Annotated in this window: 18 protein-coding genes; 9 read left to right on the top strand and 9 right to left on the bottom strand. The window is 66.7% G+C overall.

Annotated elements, in window-relative coordinates:
- The 3 genes from ENN83_RS07810 to uvrC form a co-directional block, all read left to right on the top strand.
- A partial coding sequence (locus tag ENN83_RS07810; protein ID WP_287185732.1) for a calcium/sodium antiporter occupies positions 1-921 on the top strand: 921 nt, incomplete at its 5' end.
- Entirely contained in the window at positions 918-1,700 is a 783-nt protein-coding gene (locus ENN83_RS07805) for an SDR family oxidoreductase (RefSeq protein ID WP_287185730.1), read from the top strand. The genes ENN83_RS07810 and ENN83_RS07805, both read left to right, overlap by 4 nt.
- 307 nt (positions 1,701-2,007) lie before the next feature.
- Complete coding sequence (gene uvrC / locus ENN83_RS07800; protein WP_414707633.1) at positions 2,008-3,882, top strand: excinuclease ABC subunit UvrC; 1,875 nt, start codon at positions 2,008-2,010, stop codon at positions 3,880-3,882.
- Positions 3,883-3,919: 37 nt separating this feature from the next.
- On the opposite strand, the gene gdhA is transcribed toward uvrC, so the two are convergent.
- Positions 3,920-5,269, bottom strand: coding sequence for an NADP-specific glutamate dehydrogenase (gene gdhA, locus ENN83_RS07795; protein WP_287185729.1), 1,350 nt, complete (start codon positions 5,267-5,269; stop codon positions 3,920-3,922).
- Between the two features lie 178 nt (positions 5,270-5,447).
- Between gdhA and pgsA the strand changes: the two genes are divergently transcribed.
- From pgsA to ENN83_RS07780, 3 genes are read left to right on the top strand one after another with little or no spacing between them, the layout of a single operon-like run.
- Positions 5,448-6,014 (top strand): CDP-diacylglycerol--glycerol-3-phosphate 3-phosphatidyltransferase, encoded by a 567-nt coding sequence (gene pgsA, locus ENN83_RS07790; RefSeq protein ID WP_287185727.1) that lies wholly within the window; start codon positions 5,448-5,450, stop codon positions 6,012-6,014.
- Positions 6,011-6,259: a molybdopterin converting factor subunit 1 gene (moaD, locus tag ENN83_RS07785; protein ID WP_287185725.1), complete on the top strand. Its 249-nt coding sequence runs from the start codon at positions 6,011-6,013 to the stop codon at positions 6,257-6,259. The genes pgsA and moaD overlap by 4 nt, the downstream gene beginning before the upstream one ends.
- A gap of 2 nt (positions 6,260-6,261) precedes the next feature.
- Positions 6,262-6,708, top strand: a complete 447-nt coding sequence (locus tag ENN83_RS07780) for a molybdenum cofactor biosynthesis protein MoaE (RefSeq protein ID WP_287185723.1) — start codon at positions 6,262-6,264, stop codon at positions 6,706-6,708.
- Between the two features lie 40 nt (positions 6,709-6,748).
- Here ENN83_RS07780 and ENN83_RS07775 read toward each other — a convergent pair whose 3' ends face one another.
- Genes ENN83_RS07775 through ubiA form a run of 3 tightly spaced genes read right to left on the bottom strand, consistent with a single transcriptional unit; the run spans position 6,749 to position 9,989 of the window.
- Positions 6,749-7,075 carry a hypothetical protein gene (locus ENN83_RS07775; RefSeq protein ID WP_253087830.1) on the bottom strand — a complete coding sequence of 109 codons (327 nt, stop codon included), beginning with the start codon at positions 7,073-7,075 and terminating at the stop codon, positions 6,749-6,751.
- Positions 7,062-8,948: an OmpA family protein gene (locus tag ENN83_RS07770; protein ID WP_287185721.1), complete on the bottom strand. Its 1,887-nt coding sequence runs from the start codon at positions 8,946-8,948 to the stop codon at positions 7,062-7,064. The genes ENN83_RS07775 and ENN83_RS07770 overlap by 14 nt, the downstream gene beginning before the upstream one ends.
- 60 nt (positions 8,949-9,008) lie before the next feature.
- On the bottom strand, positions 9,009-9,989 hold the full coding sequence (ubiA, locus tag ENN83_RS07765; RefSeq protein ID WP_287185719.1) for a 4-hydroxybenzoate octaprenyltransferase: 981 nt from the start codon (positions 9,987-9,989) through the stop codon (positions 9,009-9,011).
- On the opposite strand from ubiA, the gene ENN83_RS07760 reads away from it, so the two are divergent.
- Genes ENN83_RS07760 through ENN83_RS07750 form a run of 3 tightly spaced genes read left to right on the top strand, consistent with a single transcriptional unit; the run spans position 9,988 to position 12,671 of the window.
- Entirely contained in the window at positions 9,988-10,722 is a 735-nt protein-coding gene (locus tag ENN83_RS07760; RefSeq protein WP_287185717.1) for a 16S rRNA (uracil(1498)-N(3))-methyltransferase, read from the top strand. The two genes, ubiA and ENN83_RS07760, sit on opposite strands and share 2 nt — an antisense overlap.
- The gene (locus tag ENN83_RS07755) at positions 10,719-11,240 is read left to right on the top strand and encodes a hypothetical protein (protein WP_287185716.1); all 522 of its coding nucleotides are present in this window, start codon (positions 10,719-10,721) and stop codon (positions 11,238-11,240) included. Before ENN83_RS07760 ends, ENN83_RS07755 begins: the two co-directional genes overlap by 4 nt.
- A gap of 60 nt (positions 11,241-11,300) precedes the next feature.
- Positions 11,301-12,671, top strand: coding sequence for a glutamate--cysteine ligase (locus ENN83_RS07750; protein ID WP_287185714.1), 1,371 nt, complete (start codon positions 11,301-11,303; stop codon positions 12,669-12,671).
- A gap of 9 nt (positions 12,672-12,680) precedes the next feature.
- Here the strand turns inward: ENN83_RS07750 and ENN83_RS07745 are convergent, their stop codons facing one another.
- The 5 genes from ENN83_RS07745 to ENN83_RS07725 all read right to left on the bottom strand — a co-directional run.
- Positions 12,681-13,016 (bottom strand): EamA family transporter, encoded by a 336-nt coding sequence (locus tag ENN83_RS07745; protein ID WP_287185713.1) that lies wholly within the window; start codon positions 13,014-13,016, stop codon positions 12,681-12,683.
- Between the two features lie 150 nt (positions 13,017-13,166).
- Complete coding sequence (gene plsY, locus ENN83_RS07740; RefSeq protein ID WP_287185711.1) at positions 13,167-13,775, bottom strand: glycerol-3-phosphate 1-O-acyltransferase PlsY; 609 nt, start codon at positions 13,773-13,775, stop codon at positions 13,167-13,169.
- Between the two features lie 6 nt (positions 13,776-13,781).
- Positions 13,782-15,056, bottom strand: a complete 1,275-nt coding sequence (gene pyrC, locus ENN83_RS07735; RefSeq protein ID WP_287185709.1) for a dihydroorotase — start codon at positions 15,054-15,056, stop codon at positions 13,782-13,784.
- Complete coding sequence (locus ENN83_RS07730) at positions 15,053-15,487, bottom strand: hypothetical protein (RefSeq protein ID WP_287185707.1); 435 nt, start codon at positions 15,485-15,487, stop codon at positions 15,053-15,055. Before ENN83_RS07730 ends, pyrC begins: the two co-directional genes overlap by 4 nt.
- Positions 15,480-16,353: aspartate carbamoyltransferase catalytic subunit (locus ENN83_RS07725; protein WP_287185705.1), on the bottom strand; the 874-nt coding region annotated here is incomplete at its 5' end. The genes ENN83_RS07730 and ENN83_RS07725, both read right to left, overlap by 8 nt.

The following is a 16,353-nucleotide window of genomic DNA, read 5'->3' as shown; positions in this document are numbered from 1 at the left end:
ATGGCCGGGGACAGCCTGGTCAAGGGGGCGGTGAACCTGTCGCTGCGACTGGGCGTGCCCGCGCTGATCGTGGGGCTGACCATCGTGGCCTTCGGCACCTCGGCGCCCGAACTTCTGGTCTCGATCCAGGCGGTGCTGCGCGACTCGCCGGGCATTGCGCTTGGCAATGTCGTCGGATCGAACATCGCCAACGTGCTCATGGTGCTGGGCCTGCCCGCACTGATCGTGGCGATCCGGACCGATGAATGCGACACGCGGCGCACCTATGGGCTGATGCTGGGTGCCACGGTCTTCTTCCTGGCGATCTCGCTCACCGGAACGATCACATGGGTTCACGGTCTGGGCCTTTTGCTGGTGCTGGGTTTCGTTCTGGCCGACGCCTTCCTGACCGCCAGAAACCATAGGCGTGCGAATGGCGCGCGCGTGGCAGCAGGTGACGATCCCGAGGAGATAACGGGTGCCGATCCCGGTCTTGGCTGGCAAAAAATCCTGGTCTACCTGGTGCTGGGTCTCATCGGTCTGCCATTGGGCGCAGACCTTCTGGTTGACAGTTCGATCGAGATTGCCCGGGCGCTGAACGTGTCGGACACGGTGATCGGCCTCACGCTGGTGGCCATCGGCACATCGCTTCCCGAGCTTGCCACCACGGTCATGGCCGCGCTGCGCCGACAGGCTGATGTCGCCTTGGGCAACGTGATCGGGTCGAACATGTTCAACCTGCTTGCCATCGTCGGCATTGCCAGCTTCTTCGGCGAAATCCCGATCCCGGCCGAGATGCTGCGCTTCGATTTCTGGGTGATGCTGGGGACCACGCTCCTTCTGGTGCCCTTCGTGTTCCGGGGCTGGCCGTTGACCTGGGTCTGGGGCGCGATCTTTACGGCCCTCTTCGTGCTATACATCGCGCTGGTGGTGATGACATGACGGATCGTGCGCTGGTAACAGGCGGCGCGCGGCGGTTGGGCCGGGCGATGGCGCTGCACCTTGCGGCGCGCGGTTTCGACGTGGCGATCCATTATGCCGCCAGCGCCGACGCAGCCCAGGCGGTGACAGGCGAGATCCGCGCCCGGGGCCAGCATGCGGTGGCGCTGCAGGCCGATCTGCTGGACGAGGATGCCGCCGCCGCGCTGGTCGGGCGGGCGGCCGAGGCGCTGGGCGGGCCGCTGACGGTGCTGGTCAACAACGCCTCGATCTTCGAATACGACAACATCCACACCGCCTCCCGCGAAAGCTGGGACCGGCATATCGGCTCGAACCTGCGCGCGCCCTTCCTGCTGACGCAGGCTTTTGCCCATCAGGCGCCCGATCACGGCATCTGCGAGGGTGGCGAGCCGCTTGCTTCGGGGCTGGTGATCAACATGATCGACCAGCGCGTGCTCAAGCCGACGCCCGAATTCATGACCTATACCATCGCCAAGATGGGTCTCTGGGCCTTTACCCGCACCGCGGCGCAGGCGCTGGCCCCGGCGATCCGCGTGAACGCGATCGGGCCGGGGCCGACGCTTCGGGGCGGTCGGCAGTCCGAGGACCATTTCGCCCGCCAGCGCGCCGCGACGATCCTGCGCCGCGGCGCCGATCCCGACGAGATCTGCGCCGCGCTGGACTATTTCCTCGATGCGCGCTCGGTCACGGGGCAACTTCTGTGCGTCGATGGCGGCCAGCACCTGTCCTGGCAGACACCCGATGTTCTTGGGGTGGAGTGACGGTCTCGGGCAGAGTGGCGCGTTAACTTTTCCACCTCTGCCGGAGCCGGTCATAATTTCTTCACCATTTCTTCAGGAAATTCAACAATTTGCAACATTGTGAATTTTGTGATTAAATATCAATCACTTGCAGGGTCGCTTAAAAAATGGGCAAATCGTTGAACGGGTCGGAATCCAATGGAAAATCCCACGCGTCCCAAGCTTATGCGCAGACTTGTCCACAGAAGTCGTGGACATGTTTGGACTTGATGGCCGGCCGGGTATCGTTGCAGCGATGGCGGGGAATCACGATCTCGACGACATGACCATGAATCCGACTGAGGCTGAAGCCGCCCGCCGCCCGCAGGGCCATGCCTGTATCCAGTCCTACCTTGCGACGCTGGACAACTCGCCCGGTGTCTACCGCATGCTCGATGCCCAGGCCCGCGTTCTGTATGTCGGCAAGGCCCGCAGCCTGAGGAAACGGGTGGCGAATTACGCCAAGCCGTCCGGGCATTCCCCCCGGATCGCGCGGATGATCTCGGAAACCGCGTCGATGATGTTCCTGACGACGCGGACCGAGACCGAGGCGCTGCTTCTCGAACAGAACCTCATCAAGCAGCTCAAGCCGCGCTACAACGTCCTGCTGCGCGACGACAAGAGCTTTCCCAACATCCTGATCACCACCGGCCACCCGTTCCCGCAGATCACCAAGCATCGCGGCGCGAGAACCGGGAAGGGCACCTATTTTGGCCCCTTCGCCAGTGCGGGCGCGGTGAACCGGACGCTGAACCAGCTGCAGAAGGTGTTCCTGCTGCGCAACTGCTCGGATTCGGTGTTCGAAAGCCGCACCCGGCCCTGCCTTCTGTTCCAGATCAAGCGGTGCAGCGCGCCCTGCGTGGGCCGGATCAGTGCGGCCGAGTATGCACGGGCGGTGCGCGATGCCGAACGCTTCCTTCAGGGCCGCACGACCGGCGTGCAGGAGGCGCTGGCGACCGAGATGGCGGCGGCTTCGGACGCGATGGAGTTCGAGCGCGCGGCGGCGCTGCGCGACCGCATCCGCGCCCTGACCCAGGTCCAGTCGGTGCAGGGCATCAACCCGCGCGGCGTGGCCGAGGCGGATGTGGTGGCGCTGCACATGGAGGGGGGGCAGGCCTGCGTGCAGGTCTTCTTCATCCGCGCGAACCAGAACTGGGGCAACCGGGACTATTACCCGAAGACGGGCTCGGGCGCCGAACCGGCCGAGGTGCTGCGCGGTTTTCTTGGCCAGTTCTACGAGAACAAGGACCCGCCCCGGCTGATCCTCTTGTCGGACGATATCGAGGATCGCGACCTGATGGCCGAGGCGCTGTCCGAACGCGCGGGCCGCAAGGTCGAAATCGCGGTGCCCCAGCGCGGCGAAAAGGCGGATCTGGTGGCGGGGGCTGCCCGCAATGCCCGCGAAAGCCTTGCCCGGCGCCTGTCGGAAAGCGTGGCGCAGGGCAAGCTGCTGGCCGGGCTGGCCGAGGCGTTCGGGCTGGAAGCCCCGCCCGCGCGGATCGAGATCTACGACAACAGCCATATCCAGGGCACGAACGCGGTCGGTGCGATGGTGGTGGCCGGACCCGAGGGTTTCGCCAAGAGCCAGTATCGCAAGTTCAACATCCGCGGCACCGACCTGACGCCGGGCGACGATTTCGGCATGATGCGCGAGGTTCTGACCCGTCGCTTCCAGCGGTTGCTCAGGGAAGACCCGGATCGCGAGGGTGAGACATGGCCCGACCTGTTGCTGATCGACGGCGGTGCGGGGCAGGTGGGGGCGGTCGCGCAGATCATGGCCGATCTGGGCGTCGAGGACATTCCGGTTCTGGGCGTGGCCAAGGGCATCGACCGCGATGCCGGGAAAGAGGAATTCCACCGCCCCGGCCAGCGCCCCTTTGCGCTGAAGCACAATGACCCGGTGCTTTACTTCGTGCAGCGCCTGCGCGACGAGGCGCACCGTTTCGCCATAGGCGCGCATCGGCAGAAGCGCGCCAAGGCCGTGGGCGCTACCCCGCTGGACGAGATCCCGGGCGTCGGCGCCACGCGCAAGCGCGCGCTGCTGGCGCATTTCGGCAGCGCCAAGGCCGTGGCCCGCGCGGGGCTGGCCGATCTGAAGGCGGTCGAGGGTATTTCGGACGCGCTGGCCGAAACCATTTACGGCTTCTTCCACGAGCGCGGCTGATCCCCGGCCGGTCGGCCCGGCCGGGGATGTCGGATTGTCAGATCACGCCCATCGCGCGCATCGCCTCGGCCACCCGGACGAAACCCGCGATATTTGCGCCCAGAACATAGTCGCTCGGCGCGCCATATTCCTCGGCCGTGTCGGCGCAGCGATCATGGATGCGCTCCATGATCCCGGCCAGCCGGGCTTCGGTCTGCTCGAAGGTCCAGCTGTCGCGGCTGGCGTTCTGCTGCATTTCCAGTGCCGAGGTAGCCACGCCCCCGGCATTCGCCGCCTTGCCGGGCGCGAACAGCACGCCCGCCTTCTGGAAGGCGCGCACCGCGTCCGGGGTCGAGGGCATGTTCGCCCCCTCGCCCACGGCGATCACGCCATTGCCGATCAGCGTCGCGGCGTCCTTGCCGGTCAGCTCGTTCTGCGTGGCACAGGGCAGGGCGATATCGCAGGGCACTTTCCAGATAGAGCCCTTCTCGATGTAATGCGTGCCGGTGCCCTTGATCCGGGCGTATTCGGAAATGCGCTGGCGGCGGACCTCCTTGATCTCCTTGACCAGGTCAAGGTCGATACCGTTCTCGTCCACCACATGACCCGAACTGTCCGAACAGGCGACAACCTTTGCCCCGAAGGCCAGCGCCTTTTCCATCGCATAGATCGCCACGTTGCCCGAGCCCGACACCGTGACGCGCTTGCCTTCGAAGCCCTCGCCGCGGGTTTCCAGCATCCGCTGTACGAAAAACACCGTGCCGAAACCCGTGGCCTCGGTCCGTGCGAGTGAGCCGCCATAAACCAGCCCCTTGCCGGTCAGAACGCCCGCCTCGTAGCGGTTGGTCAGTCGCTTGTACTGGCCGAACATGTAGCCGACCTCGCGCCCGCCCACGCCGATATCGCCCGCGGGCACGTCGGTATATTCGCCCAGGTGCCGGTAAAGCTCGGTCATGAAGGACTGGCAGAAGCGCATGATCTCGCTATCCGAGCGGCCCTTGGGATCGAAATCCGACCCGCCCTTGCCGCCGCCGATCGGCATGCCGGTCAGCGCGTTCTTGAAGATCTGCTCGAAGCCCAGGAATTTGATGATCCCGACATTCACCGAGGGGTGGAACCGGATGCCGCCCTTGTAGGGGCCCAGCGCCGAGTTGAACTGCACGCGGAAGCCGCGGTTGATCTGGACCTGCCCCTTGTCGTCCACCCAGGGCACGCGAAAGATGATCTGCCGTTCGGGTTCGCAAATCCGTTCGATCAGCGCGTCATTGGTATAGTCGGGATGCTTGGCGATCACCCGGCCAAGGCTTTCCAGCACCTCGTGCACGGCCTGGTGGAACTCCGTCTCACCGGCATTGCGGCGCAGGACGGATTCCAGAACGGGTTGGAGTTTCTCGTCGATCGTATGCACAGGGGACCTCTTATTGTCATTCTGCACGGTCTATAGGCGAATATTCTGGCCAGATGCCACATCATTAATCGTATGGAGAAAAATGCCGCGGCGCTCGTCCGGCGCCGATTGCCTTGCGCGGGGGTGGTGATCTGCCGCCCCCCTTCCCCTCGGCCGCATCGCCCGCTAGGGTCGCGGCATGAGGTGGACGCTTCCCAATATCCTGTCCGTGCTGCGCCTTTGCGCGGCGCCGCTGCTTCCGGCAGTCTATTTCCTGTGGGACAGCCCATTGGCCGACTGGATCGCACTTGTTCTTTTCGTCGGGGCAGCCGCGACCGACTGGGTGGATGGCTACCTTGCCCGGAAATGGAATGTCGTCAGCCGCTTCGGCGCGATGGTCGATCCTATCGCCGACAAGGCGATGGTGCTGATCGCGCTGATGGTCGTGGTGGCACAGACGGGGATGTCGGCGGTGATGACGCTGGCCGCGGGCGTGATATTCTTCCGCGAGGTCTTCGTCTCGGGTCTGCGCGAGTTTCTGGGCGCGCGCGCTGGCCAGCTCAAGGTGACGCAGCTTGCCAAGTGGAAGACCACGGTGCAGATGGTCGCGATCTCGGTGCTGATCGGCCATGGGATCGTAGCCCTGCCCGCGGTCGAGTTACTGGGAACCGCGCTGCTCGTCGTGGCGGCGGGCCTGACGCTGATAACCGGGGCGGATTATTTCACCAAGGCCTGGCCCTATCTTGCGGAGGAGGAGCGGCCATGATCGACGTGCTCTACTTCGCCTGGTTGCGCGAACGGATCGGGTTGTCGAAGGAGCAGGTGGAATTATCGGCAGCAAATGTGGCAGATCTGGTCGAGGAACTGAAGGCGCGCGAGGACCGCTATGCCGCTGCCTTTGCCGATCTTTCGGCGGTGCGCGTGGCCCTGGACCAGGAGCTTGCCGAGTTTGACGCACCGCTGGCAGGCGTGCACGAGGTTGCCTTTTTCCCGCCGATGACCGGGGGCTGAGGATGCGGGTTCGCGTTCAGGCCGAGCCCTTCGATTTCGGCGCGGAATGCGGGGCCTTCGCCACAGGGCGGACCGATGCGGGCGCAGTTGTGACCTTTGCGGGGATCGTGCGCGACGATGGCGGCCTCGCGCGGATGGAACTGGAGCATTACCCCGGCATGACCGAAAGGGCGCTGGGGCGGATCGCGGCCGAAGCGATGCGGCGCTGGGCGCTGCGGGATTGCCTCGTCATCCACCGCTTCGGGACGATGCTGCCCGGCGAGACGATCATGATGGTCGGGACCGCCGCCCCGCACCGCGCCGATGCCTTTGCCGCGGCGGAATTCCTGATGGACTACCTGAAATCCCGCGCGCCTTTCTGGAAGAAGGAGTTCGGCGCAGACGGTGCAGCCTGGGTCGCGGCGAAGGACACCGACGAAAAGGCGCTTGGCCGCTGGTCCGAAGACTGACCATCCGCCTGCTTCTTGGACCGCATACCCGTTCTGCCGCTCAGTCCGTGCGCATCCGGTCGATCTGGGCGCGAAGCTCGCCCGCCTCGAACCGCGCATCGCGCAGCCCGTCCATCGTCGCGCGCAATTCGGCCTCGGTCTGGCTGAGACGATTGGTCAGCTCCGCCTCGCGCTGGTGCAGATAGGCGATCGCCTGGTCGCGCTGTTCCTCGGCCTCGTGCAGTGCCTGGGCCATGTGATCCAGATCGTCCATGTTCTCGTCGGTGACCTGCGCCACCCGATGCACCAGCAACGAGGCGAACCAGCCCAGGAGGAAGGTCGCGAACAGAACCAGTGTCGTCACGATGATGAATTCAGTTCTGTCCATCGGTTTCTTCTTCTGCTTCCTCGTTCTCTTCGTTCTCGAGGTCTTCGGGCTCCGCCGCCACCAACTGGAACTCGATCCGCCGGTTCGCCTCGCGCCCCTCTTCCGTGCCGTTGTCCGCGATAGGCTGGCTGGCGCCGTAGCCGCGCGCGGTCAGGTTCGAGGTCAGCACCCGCCGCGCCATCAGCGCGGTCAACACCGCCTCGGCCCGCTCGCGGCTGAGCCTTTCGTTCAGTGCGGCTCGGCCCTGGCTGTCGGTATGGCCGCCGATCTCGATCTGGGCATCGGGACAGCTGCGCAGCACGTCGGCGATCTGGTCGACCACCCGGAGCGCGGCGCCCTCGATCCGGGTCGCGCCGGGCGCGAAGGTGATCTTTTCTTTCGCCAGGATCCCGGCGATCCGGGCGACGCAGGCCTCCGGGGTCGGGCGGCCGTCCGGGGTTTCCTCGGGTTCGACATAGGTGATGTCGATCTGGAAGGTTTTACCTTCGCCCAACCTGTCCGAAAGCAGCCGCGCCACCCTTGCCTGGGCGGTGTCGTCCATCGTGACGCCGGTCAGCCGCACGAGATCGGCCCGCACGACCACGGTTCCGTTGCGCAGCTGCGAAAGCGCCTCCAGCCCGGCCAGAACCCGGATCGGCCAGCCCTCGGGCAGGCTCGGGTCAAGCCGCGTCGCCGAGCGGACGCTCTGCAACCCGAACTGCGCCCGCGCATAGCTTTCGGCCGCAGATTGTACCAATGCGTCTGGCATCCGACCGCGCAACTGCACCTGGCCTTCGGGGCTAAGCGTGGCAACGAATTCCTTGGGGCCCTCGTCGGCGGCTGGTCGCTCGGACCCGGCCGGGTCGGTCAGGGTGGCCGTCAGCTTGAACGGGGCGGGCAACCGGGCCCGCAGCGCCGTCACCGCCTTGTCAAAACGCGCCCGCTCGGTTCCGGGGGCCGCCATCAGCGTTACGTCGGCATCGGAAAAGCTCAGAGTGCCGCCGCCGATTTCGGCCAGGGCGTCGATGCCCAGCGCGGCGGCCTCGCCCCAGCCGGGTGCGGGCACGCCCAGCCCCAGCGGGCAATCCAGCGCGCCGGTCAGCCCCGCGCGCCGGGCTGCCTGGGCGATCAATGTCGCGGCTTCGGCGGTGTCGGCAGCGCAGGCGTCGAACCTTGCGGTCCCATCCTCCAGCAGGAATCTCAGGGTGAAGGGCGCGATCATCGGGCGCGGCGCCGAGATGTCGAGCACGGGCGTCACCCCCACGGGGGCGGCGGCGCGCAGGTTCCGTGCGATCCTGTCCCGCTCGCGCAGACTGGTCGCGATGGCCGCCACCGAGACCTTCATGGGCGTGATCGAGACCTTGGCGCTATCGAAACGGCCCAATGCGTCGATGCCGAAGGCCAGAGCGGCATCCCAGCCCTCGGGTGCCGGGGCGTTGACGGTTTCCAGCATGTCGGTGACGGACCCGTTACGCGCGATTCGCGCCAGATCACGGCCAAGCCTGCCGCGATCGGTCGCCGTCGGCACCAGCCCGATCACGGAGATACCCGAGGCGTTGCGCAACAGCTCGACCGAGAACCTTGGCGCTGCCAGTGCGTTTGTGGTCTCGACCGTGATCTCGTCCAGCACATGCGACGCATCGATCACCTCGCCCGCGACCGAGAGCGCGCGGAACCGCGCCGCCTCGTCCGGGGCCGTGCCCGTCAGCCGCATCAGCATCCCGTCTGGCGTGGCCTCGGCCCAGTCGATCCCTTTCTCGGACAACGCCGCGCGCGTGGCCTTTGCCGTCCGCGACTCGAGCTGTCCGACGGCCAGAAACGCGGCCAGCAGGCACAATCCGCCCACCAGCGCGATTACGGTACTCGTTATCAGTTTCGGGCTGAGGCGGGTCATCGGGGCTGTCCCGCGGTAAGGATCATGGATCGTCCCTTCCCAAGGCCGCGTGCCGCTCAATCATGCCAGAATTGCAAGACCAAAGAACAGCACCGGGATCAGACCGGCTTCGCGGTTCGCCCGGAACAGCCGCAGGCAGGTCTCGGCATCGTCCGTGTCAAGATTGCGCAATTGCCAGTAAAGATGCGCGCCGAAGCCTGCGACCCCCATTACTCCAACGATCACGGCTGTCTGTCCGGCGCTATGGGTCAGCGCGATCAGAACCGCCAGTACCATCAACCCGACGCTTGCGATTCCGAACTGTTGAAGCCGCAGCGCCGTCTGGTCTCCGAACAGCAACGCAGTGGACTTTACCCCGATCAGCGCGTCGTCCTCCTTGTCCTGATGGGCATAGATCGTGTCGTAGAAGATCGTCCAGGCGATCCCCGACAGGTAAAGGAACAGCGCAGGCCAACCCAGGCTGCCGGTATGCGCCGTCCAGGCCAGCAGCGCACCCCAGTTGAAGGCGAGCCCAAGAAAGACCTGCGGCCAGTAGGTAAAGCGCTTGGCGAAGGGATAGACCGCCACCAGCACCAGCGAGGCGATTCCCAGAGAGATCGCCGCGTTGTTGAAGGTGAGCAGGATCACGAAGGCGGTCAGCGCCTGAAGCACCATCCACACCACCGCGTTCTGCACCGTCACCTGCCCCGAGGGGATCGGGCGCGAGCGGGTGCGCGCCACGCTGGCGTCGAATTCGCGGTCGGTGATGTCGTTCCATGTGCAGCCCGCACCGCGCATCAGCCACGCCCCGATGGCGCAGCCCAGCACAATCCAGAGGTCGATCCACAGGAATCCGGTCGAGGCCGCGGCCAGTGTCACTGCCCACCAGCAGGGAATCAGCAACAGCCACGTCCCCACCGGCCTGTCGGCGCGCGACAGCCGCAGATAGGGGCGCGTCCAGGCCGGCGCCCGGGCGTCGACCCAGTTGCCCCGGACCGCATCTGCGACCTGGCCTTCGGCCTCTGGCGTTTCGCCGGTCTGGGACGTATCACTGGTGGCCATGAGCAAACCCCGGTCTGCGAAAATCCGGCTCTATGTAGAGCACCCGTTGGGGGAAGGGCAAACCGTTCCTCTGTCGGCGGAGCAGGCGCATTATCTCTTTTCCGTGATGCGGCTTGGCGTTGGCGATGCGGTTCTGGTGTTTGACGGGCGCGCGGGCGAATGGCTGGCTCGGGTGTCCACGGCGGGCAAGCGCGGCGGCGCGCTGCTTTGCGAGCGGCCGACAAGGCCGCTTCGGCTGCCACCCGATATGTGGCTGTTATTCGCGCCGATCAAGAAGGCGCGCACCGATTTCATCGTCGAGAAGGCGGCCGAGATGGGCGCCGCGCGCATCTGCCCGGTCCAGACCGATTTCACCAATGCCGAGCGGATCCGGCAGGACCGGCTGCAAGCCCATGCCATCGAGGCCGCCGAGCAATGCGGCGGCACCTATGTCCCCGAAGTCTGCGAACTGCGGCGCTTGTCCGACCTGCTGGCCGACTGGCCCGAAGGGCGGCGGCTGATGTTCTGCGACGAGGCGCTGGTGGGCGCGAGGGCGGCGCTGGGCGATGCGCCGCGCGGGCCCTGGGCCATCCTGATCGGCCCCGTGGGCGGCTTTTCAGATGCCGAGCGCACCCGCCTGCGCGGCCTGCCCTTTGCGCATCCGGTCAGCCTGGGCCCCCGGGTGCTGCGCGCGGACACCGCGGCGGTGGCCGCCATGACGCTGTGGCAGCAGGCGCTGGGGGATTGGGGGTGAGCTTCCTGCGCCCCGAGATTCGCGCGCTTCTGGATCGCTCGCGCGAAATGCTGGCCGCGGGCGGGATGGCGCTGGCGGGGGGCTGGGTCTTCACCTTCGGCGGCTGGTTCTTCCAGGGGCTCGGGCTGGCGCTGATGCTCTTGTCGCTGGCATTGGCCTATGTCGCGATCCGGCGGCTGCGGTTTCTGACGCACGGGGCGGCGCCGGGCATCGTGCAGGTGGACGAGGGGCAGATCACCTATCTGGCGCCCGGCAATGGCGGCTTCGTGGCGCTGAGCGAACTGACCGAACTGGAACTGGTCTTCGACGCGGACGGCGCGCGGCTCTGGCGGCTCACGCAGTCCGGGTTTCCAACCGTGACGATCCCCGCCGCGGCGCAGGGGGGCGATGCGCTGTTCGATGCTTTCGTATCATTGCCCGGCGCCCGCCCCGGCCATATTGTCGCGGCACTCGACCGGACCCCGGACCAGGGGCCGGTCATGGTCTGGCGGCGCGAGCGTCACCCGGCCTTGACTTGACCCGCCCCTCGTCGCAGGTGACAGGCCGAACGACGCGAACGAACCCGGAGGCCAGCGCCCATGTCCATCCCACAAACCGGCGGCGGCCCGATCGAGTCCGTGGCGCAACTGGCCGAGTATCTCGAAGCCGGCTGCAAGCCCAGGGATGCCTGGCGCATCGGCACCGAGCACGAGAAATTCGGCTATGACAAGGCGACGCTCAAGCCCATTCCCTATGCCGGCGAGCGGTCGGTGCTGGCCGTGCTTCAGGGCTTGCGCCAGCGCTATGGCTGGGCGCCGATCTTCGAGGGCGAGCATATCATCGGGCTGGAAAAGGACGGCGCCAATGTCAGCCTGGAGCCGGGCGGGCAGCTGGAACTGTCCGGCGCGCCGCTCGAAACCATCCACCAGACCTGCGACGAGGTGAACGAACACCTGCGCGAGGTCCGCTCGGTCGCCGACGAGATCGGCGTGGGCTTCATCGGGCTGGGCGCCGCGCCGGTCTGGGCGCATGAAGACATGCCGGTGATGCCCAAGGGCCGCTACCGGCTGATGACCGACTACATGGACCGGGTCGGGACCATGGGCAAGGCGATGATGTACCGGACCTGCACGGTGCAGGTAAACCTCGATTTCTCGTCCGAGGCCGACATGGTGCAGAAGCTGCGCGTGGCGCTGGCCCTGCAACCTGTCGCGACCGCGCTTTTCGCCAATTCGCCCTTCCTCGACGGCAAGCCCAATGGCCACAAGTCCTGGCGCGCCCGTGTCTGGCGCGATCTCGATCCGGCGCGCACGGGGATGCTGCCCTTCGTGTTCGAGGACGGATTCGGGTTCGAGCGCTGGGTGGATTACGCGCTCGATGTGCCGATGTATTTCGTCTATCGCGACGGGAAATACATCGACGCGCTGGGCCAGTCCTTCCGCGATTTCCTTGCCGGTCGCCTGCCCGCGCTGCCCGGCGAGGTGCCGACCCTGTCGGACTGGGCCGATCACCTGACCACCATCTTCCCCGAGGCCCGCATCAAGAAGTTCATCGAGATGCGCGGCGCCGATGGCGGGCCGTGGCGGCGGCTATGCGCGCTGCCCGCGCTGTGGGTCGGGCTGACCTATGACCAGTCCGCGCTCGATGCCGCCTGGGATCTGGTCAAGGACTGGGATGCCGAAACGCGCGACGCCTGGCGGGTTGCGGCCTCTGTGCAGGGGCTTCAGGCTGAGGTGGGCGGACGCAAGATGCAGGCGCTGGCCGCCGAGGTGGTCGCGATCGCGCGGTCGGGACTGAAGGCCCGCGCCCGGCCGGGGCTGGGCGGCATGGTGCAGGACGAACGCCATTTCCTGCACGCGCTCGAAGACAGCGTCGAGACCGGCAAGGCCCCGGCCGACGAGCTGCTGGAACACTATCACGGCGACTGGAACGGGGATCTCTCCCGCATATACGCCGAGTTCAGCTACTGAGCCCGGCCTTCAGGCGCCCCTGTCGCCGCTGTGCATGACCAGCACGGCGGCCAGCGCCAGTCCGATGCCGACCGCATCGCGCCAGGTGGCGGCCTCCTTGAAGACGACGATACCCAGCAGCGCCAGAAGAACCGGTGTCGCCGTGGAATAGAGCACGCCGATTATCGCCAGCGAGTGCTGTTGCATCAGGAAGAACCAGGCCAGGGCGGGCAGCACGTAGCACACCGCGCCGACAAGGAACATCGTCGAGGTCATCCCGTCATCGTGGTCGGATGCAAGCTTTATGAAATAGTCGCCCGCTACGGTCAGGCCCGTGGTCAATATCAGCCAGAAAAACGTGTCCATGATCCGACCACCCGCGAAGGAGCGGGAAGAGCTTCACCCGAGCGGTGCCGACTGCCAAAAATGTCGAGTTTGTGTGGATTTACAACAGGTTCAGCCTGACTGCAGGCAAAACGAAAATGCCGCACGGTAAGGGAACCCGAGCCTCGCGACTCAGCCCTTCCTGCCGATCTTCGGCTCGGTCCCGGCGATCAGGCGGCGGATATTTGCGGCGTGGCGGACAAGGATCAGGGCGGCCAGCAGGGCGGCCAGCACGGCCGTTTCGCCATGTCCCAGAACGATTGCCCAGACCGGCGACAGCGCCGCCGCGACCAGCGCGGACAGCGAAGAATAGCGCAGCGCCGCCGCGACTGCGAGCCAGGTGCCGCAGGCCGCCAGCCCGACGGGCCATGCCAGCGCCAGCAAGGTGCCAAGGAAGGTCGCGACCCCCTTGCCGCCCTTGAACCCCAGATAGACCGGGAACAGATGGCCGAGGAAGGCCGCAAAGCCTGCCAGCTGCGCCGCATCCTCGCCGACCGCCACGCGCGCGATCAGCACCGCGATGCCCCCCTTGGCCGCGTCCAGCACCAGTGTCAGGAAGGCGGCCGGCTTGTTGCCCGTGCGCAGCACGTTGGTTGCGCCGATATTCCCCGACCCGATCTTGCGCAGATCGCCAAGGCCGAACAGGCGCGCCATGACGATGCCGAAGGGCACCGCCCCCAGCAGATAGGCCAGCAGTGCCAGAAGGCCGAGGGTCAGGGGCGCGGTTTCGATTACGGGCATGGGGGGTCAGCCTTTTCCAAAGACGCGCGCGCCCGCGACCCAGGTGCCCAGCACCCGGCCCTGCATCCGCGCCCCGTCGAAGGGGGTGTTCTTCGATTTCGAGCGCAGCGCGAAGCGGTCCAGCACGAAGGGCGCATCCGCGTCGAACCAGACCAGATCGGCCGGTGCGCCCGGGGCCAGACGCCCGGTGGCAAGCCCCAGCCGTTGCGACGGGTTCAGCGACAGCGCCCGCCAGAGCCGCGGCAGGTCGATCGCGCCCGCATGGTACAGCCGCAGCGCTGCGGGCAGGAGCGTTTCCAGCCCGACCGCGCCGCTTGCCGCCGCTTCATAGGGCAGGCGCTTGGATTCCTCGTCCTGCGGCGTGTGCATCGAGGAAATCACGTCGATCAGGCCCGAGGCCGCCGCCTCGACCAGCGCCACGCGGTCCGTCTCGGCCCGGAGCGGCGGTTTGACCTTGAAGAATGTGCGGTAGTCGCCGATATCCAGTTCGTTCAGCGTCAGGTGATGGATCGACACGCCCGCGGTTACGTCGCGGCCGTTCTGCTTGGCGCGGTCCAGCGCGGGCAGGGCGCGGGCGGTGGTGATCTGGTCGGCGTGGTATTTCACGCCCGTCATCTCGACCAGTGCCAGGTCCCGGTCCAGCGCCATGCGTTCCGCCATGGGCGAGACGGCCGGCAGACCGCGCAGCGAGGCGAACTTGCCCGAGGTCGCGCAGGCCCCGTCGGACAGGCCCGGATCCTGCGGGTGGGCGATCACCAGCGCGCCAAGGGAGCGCGCATAGGTCATCGCGCGGGACAGGACCTTGGTGTTCTCGACCACACGGTCGCCATCGGTAAAGGCAACCGCGCCCGCATCCAGCAGGAACCCGATCTCGACCATCTCGCGCCCCTCGCGCCCCTTGGTCAGGGCGGCCATGGGCTTGATCCGGACGGGCGAGGCATCGCGGCCGCGGCGGGTGACGAATTCCAGCACCTCGGGCGTGTCGATGGCGGGGGTCGTGTCGGGGCGGGTGACGATGGTTGTCACGCCCCCCACCGCGGCAGCCGCCCCGGCCGAGCCAAAGCTTTCCTTGTGCCGCTCGCCCGGTTCGCAGACCTTGACGCCGATATCGACGATCCCGGGGGCAAGGCAGTTCCCGGCGCAGTCGATCACGGTGTCGGCCGCCGGCGCCTCGCCCGTGCCGGTGGCAAGGATCGTCTCGCCCTCGACCAGCAACCAGCCGGGCGCGTCGGTCCCGGCCTCGGGGTCGATCAGGCGGGCGTTGGTGAATAGCGTTCTCATCGCCGCGCGCCCGTCGCCGCCACTATCCGCGCCACGACTGCATCCGGTTCTGCCAGGAACTTGATCAGGTGCTTGTCGCCCGAGCGGGTGATGATCTGCACCGCGGCGCCCAGCTTGCCGGCCTTGTCGATGTTTTCGAACAGGACCCGCCGCCCGCCGGGGCCGTTCAGGGCGCGGTCGGTCAGGGTCCAGACCGCGCTCAGTTCCTCGCCCATCAGATAGGCCCCGCGCACCCCGATCCCGAGAAGCGCGGCCACGATCCCGACCCAGGGATAAGGGTTGCCCAGCAGCAACAGCACCAGGCTCGCCCCCACACCGGCGATCGCCGCCAGCAACACATGCGCCTTGATATAGGTGCCCCGGTCGGCGCGGAACTGCGCCTGCACGGTTTCGCCATCCTCCAGATCGGCCGGCAAGGTGGGATCAAACATGGATACCCCCCGCCGCGCGTTCCGCCCGCAAGTTGCGCGCCAGAAGGTCCATCGCCGCCATGCGCACCGCCACCCCCATCTCGACCTGTTCCTGGATCACGCTGCGGTTGATGTCGTCGGCCAGCGTGCCGTCGATCTCGACCCCGCGGTTCATCGGCCCCGGATGCATCACGATGGCGTCCTCCTTGGCATGCGCCAGCTTCTCGGCGTCCAGCCCGAAACGGTGGTAGTATTCGCGCTCGCTGGGGATGAATCCGCCATCCATCCGTTCCTTCTGAAGCCGCAGCATCATCACCACATCGGCCCCTGCCAGCCCTTCGCGCATGTCCTCGTAGACCTCGACGCCGAATTCGGCGGCCCGGGCGGGGATCAGCGTCGCGGGGCCGATCAGCCGCACCCGGTTCTCCATCCGGCCCAGAAGCAGAATGTTCGAGCGCGCCACGCGGGAATGAGCGATGTCGCCGCAGATCGCCACCGTCAGCCGGTGCAGCCGCCCCTTGGCGCGGCGGATCGTCAGCGCGTCCAGCAGCGCCTGGGTCGGGTGTTCGTGCCGTCCGTCGCCCGCGTTCAGCACCGCGCAATTGACCTTTTGCGCCAGCAGATCCACCGCGCCCGATTGCGGATGGCGCACCACCAGCAGGTCGGGATGCATCGCGTTCAGCGTCAGCGCGGTGTCGATCAGCGTTTCGCCCTTCTTGAGGCTGGACGCCTGCATCGACATGTTCATCACATCCGCGCCCAGCCGCTTGCCCGCGATCTCGAAACTGGCCTGGGTCCGGGTCGATGCCTCGAAGAACATGTTGATCTGGGTCAGCCCGGCCAGCACGTCGGAATGTTTCGACGCGCCCCGGCTGAGATCGACATAT

The sequence above is a fragment of the Rhodovulum sp. genome (assembly GCF_011048875.1).
Lineage (GTDB): Bacteria > Pseudomonadota > Alphaproteobacteria > Rhodobacterales > Rhodobacteraceae > Rhodovulum > Rhodovulum tesquicola.
The sequence above is the reverse complement of the archived record's forward strand: the minus strand, read 5'-3'. Positions and strand labels throughout refer to the sequence as shown.

Bases quoted from the DNA above. Each gene is read 5' to 3' on its own strand.
- ENN83_RS07780 (WP_287185723.1), top strand. From the start codon at position 6,262: ATGCGGGTTCGCGTTCAGGCCGAGCCCTTCGATTTCGGCGCGGAATGC.
- ENN83_RS07745 (WP_287185713.1), bottom strand. From the start codon at position 13,016: ATGGACACGTTTTTCTGGCTGATATTGACCACGGGCCTGACCGTAGCG.
- moaD (WP_287185725.1), top strand. From the start codon at position 6,011: ATGATCGACGTGCTCTACTTCGCCTGGTTGCGCGAACGGATCGGGTTG.
- plsY (WP_287185711.1), bottom strand. From the start codon at position 13,775: ATGCCCGTAATCGAAACCGCGCCCCTGACCCTCGGCCTTCTGGCACTG.
- ENN83_RS07770 (WP_287185721.1), bottom strand. From the start codon at position 8,948: ATGACCCGCCTCAGCCCGAAACTGATAACGAGTACCGTAATCGCGCTG.
- ENN83_RS07775 (WP_253087830.1), bottom strand. From the start codon at position 7,075: ATGGACAGAACTGAATTCATCATCGTGACGACACTGGTTCTGTTCGCG.
- pyrC (WP_287185709.1), bottom strand. From the start codon at position 15,056: ATGAGAACGCTATTCACCAACGCCCGCCTGATCGACCCCGAGGCCGGG.
- ENN83_RS07750 (WP_287185714.1), top strand. From the start codon at position 11,301: ATGTCCATCCCACAAACCGGCGGCGGCCCGATCGAGTCCGTGGCGCAA.
- ENN83_RS07730 (WP_287185707.1), bottom strand. From the start codon at position 15,487: ATGTTTGATCCCACCTTGCCGGCCGATCTGGAGGATGGCGAAACCGTG.
- pgsA (WP_287185727.1), top strand. From the start codon at position 5,448: ATGAGGTGGACGCTTCCCAATATCCTGTCCGTGCTGCGCCTTTGCGCG.
- uvrC (WP_414707633.1), top strand. From the start codon at position 2,008: ATGAATCCGACTGAGGCTGAAGCCGCCCGCCGCCCGCAGGGCCATGCC.
- ubiA (WP_287185719.1), bottom strand. From the start codon at position 9,989: ATGGCCACCAGTGATACGTCCCAGACCGGCGAAACGCCAGAGGCCGAA.
- ENN83_RS07805 (WP_287185730.1), top strand. From the start codon at position 918: ATGACGGATCGTGCGCTGGTAACAGGCGGCGCGCGGCGGTTGGGCCGG.
- ENN83_RS07760 (WP_287185717.1), top strand. From the start codon at position 9,988: ATGAGCAAACCCCGGTCTGCGAAAATCCGGCTCTATGTAGAGCACCCG.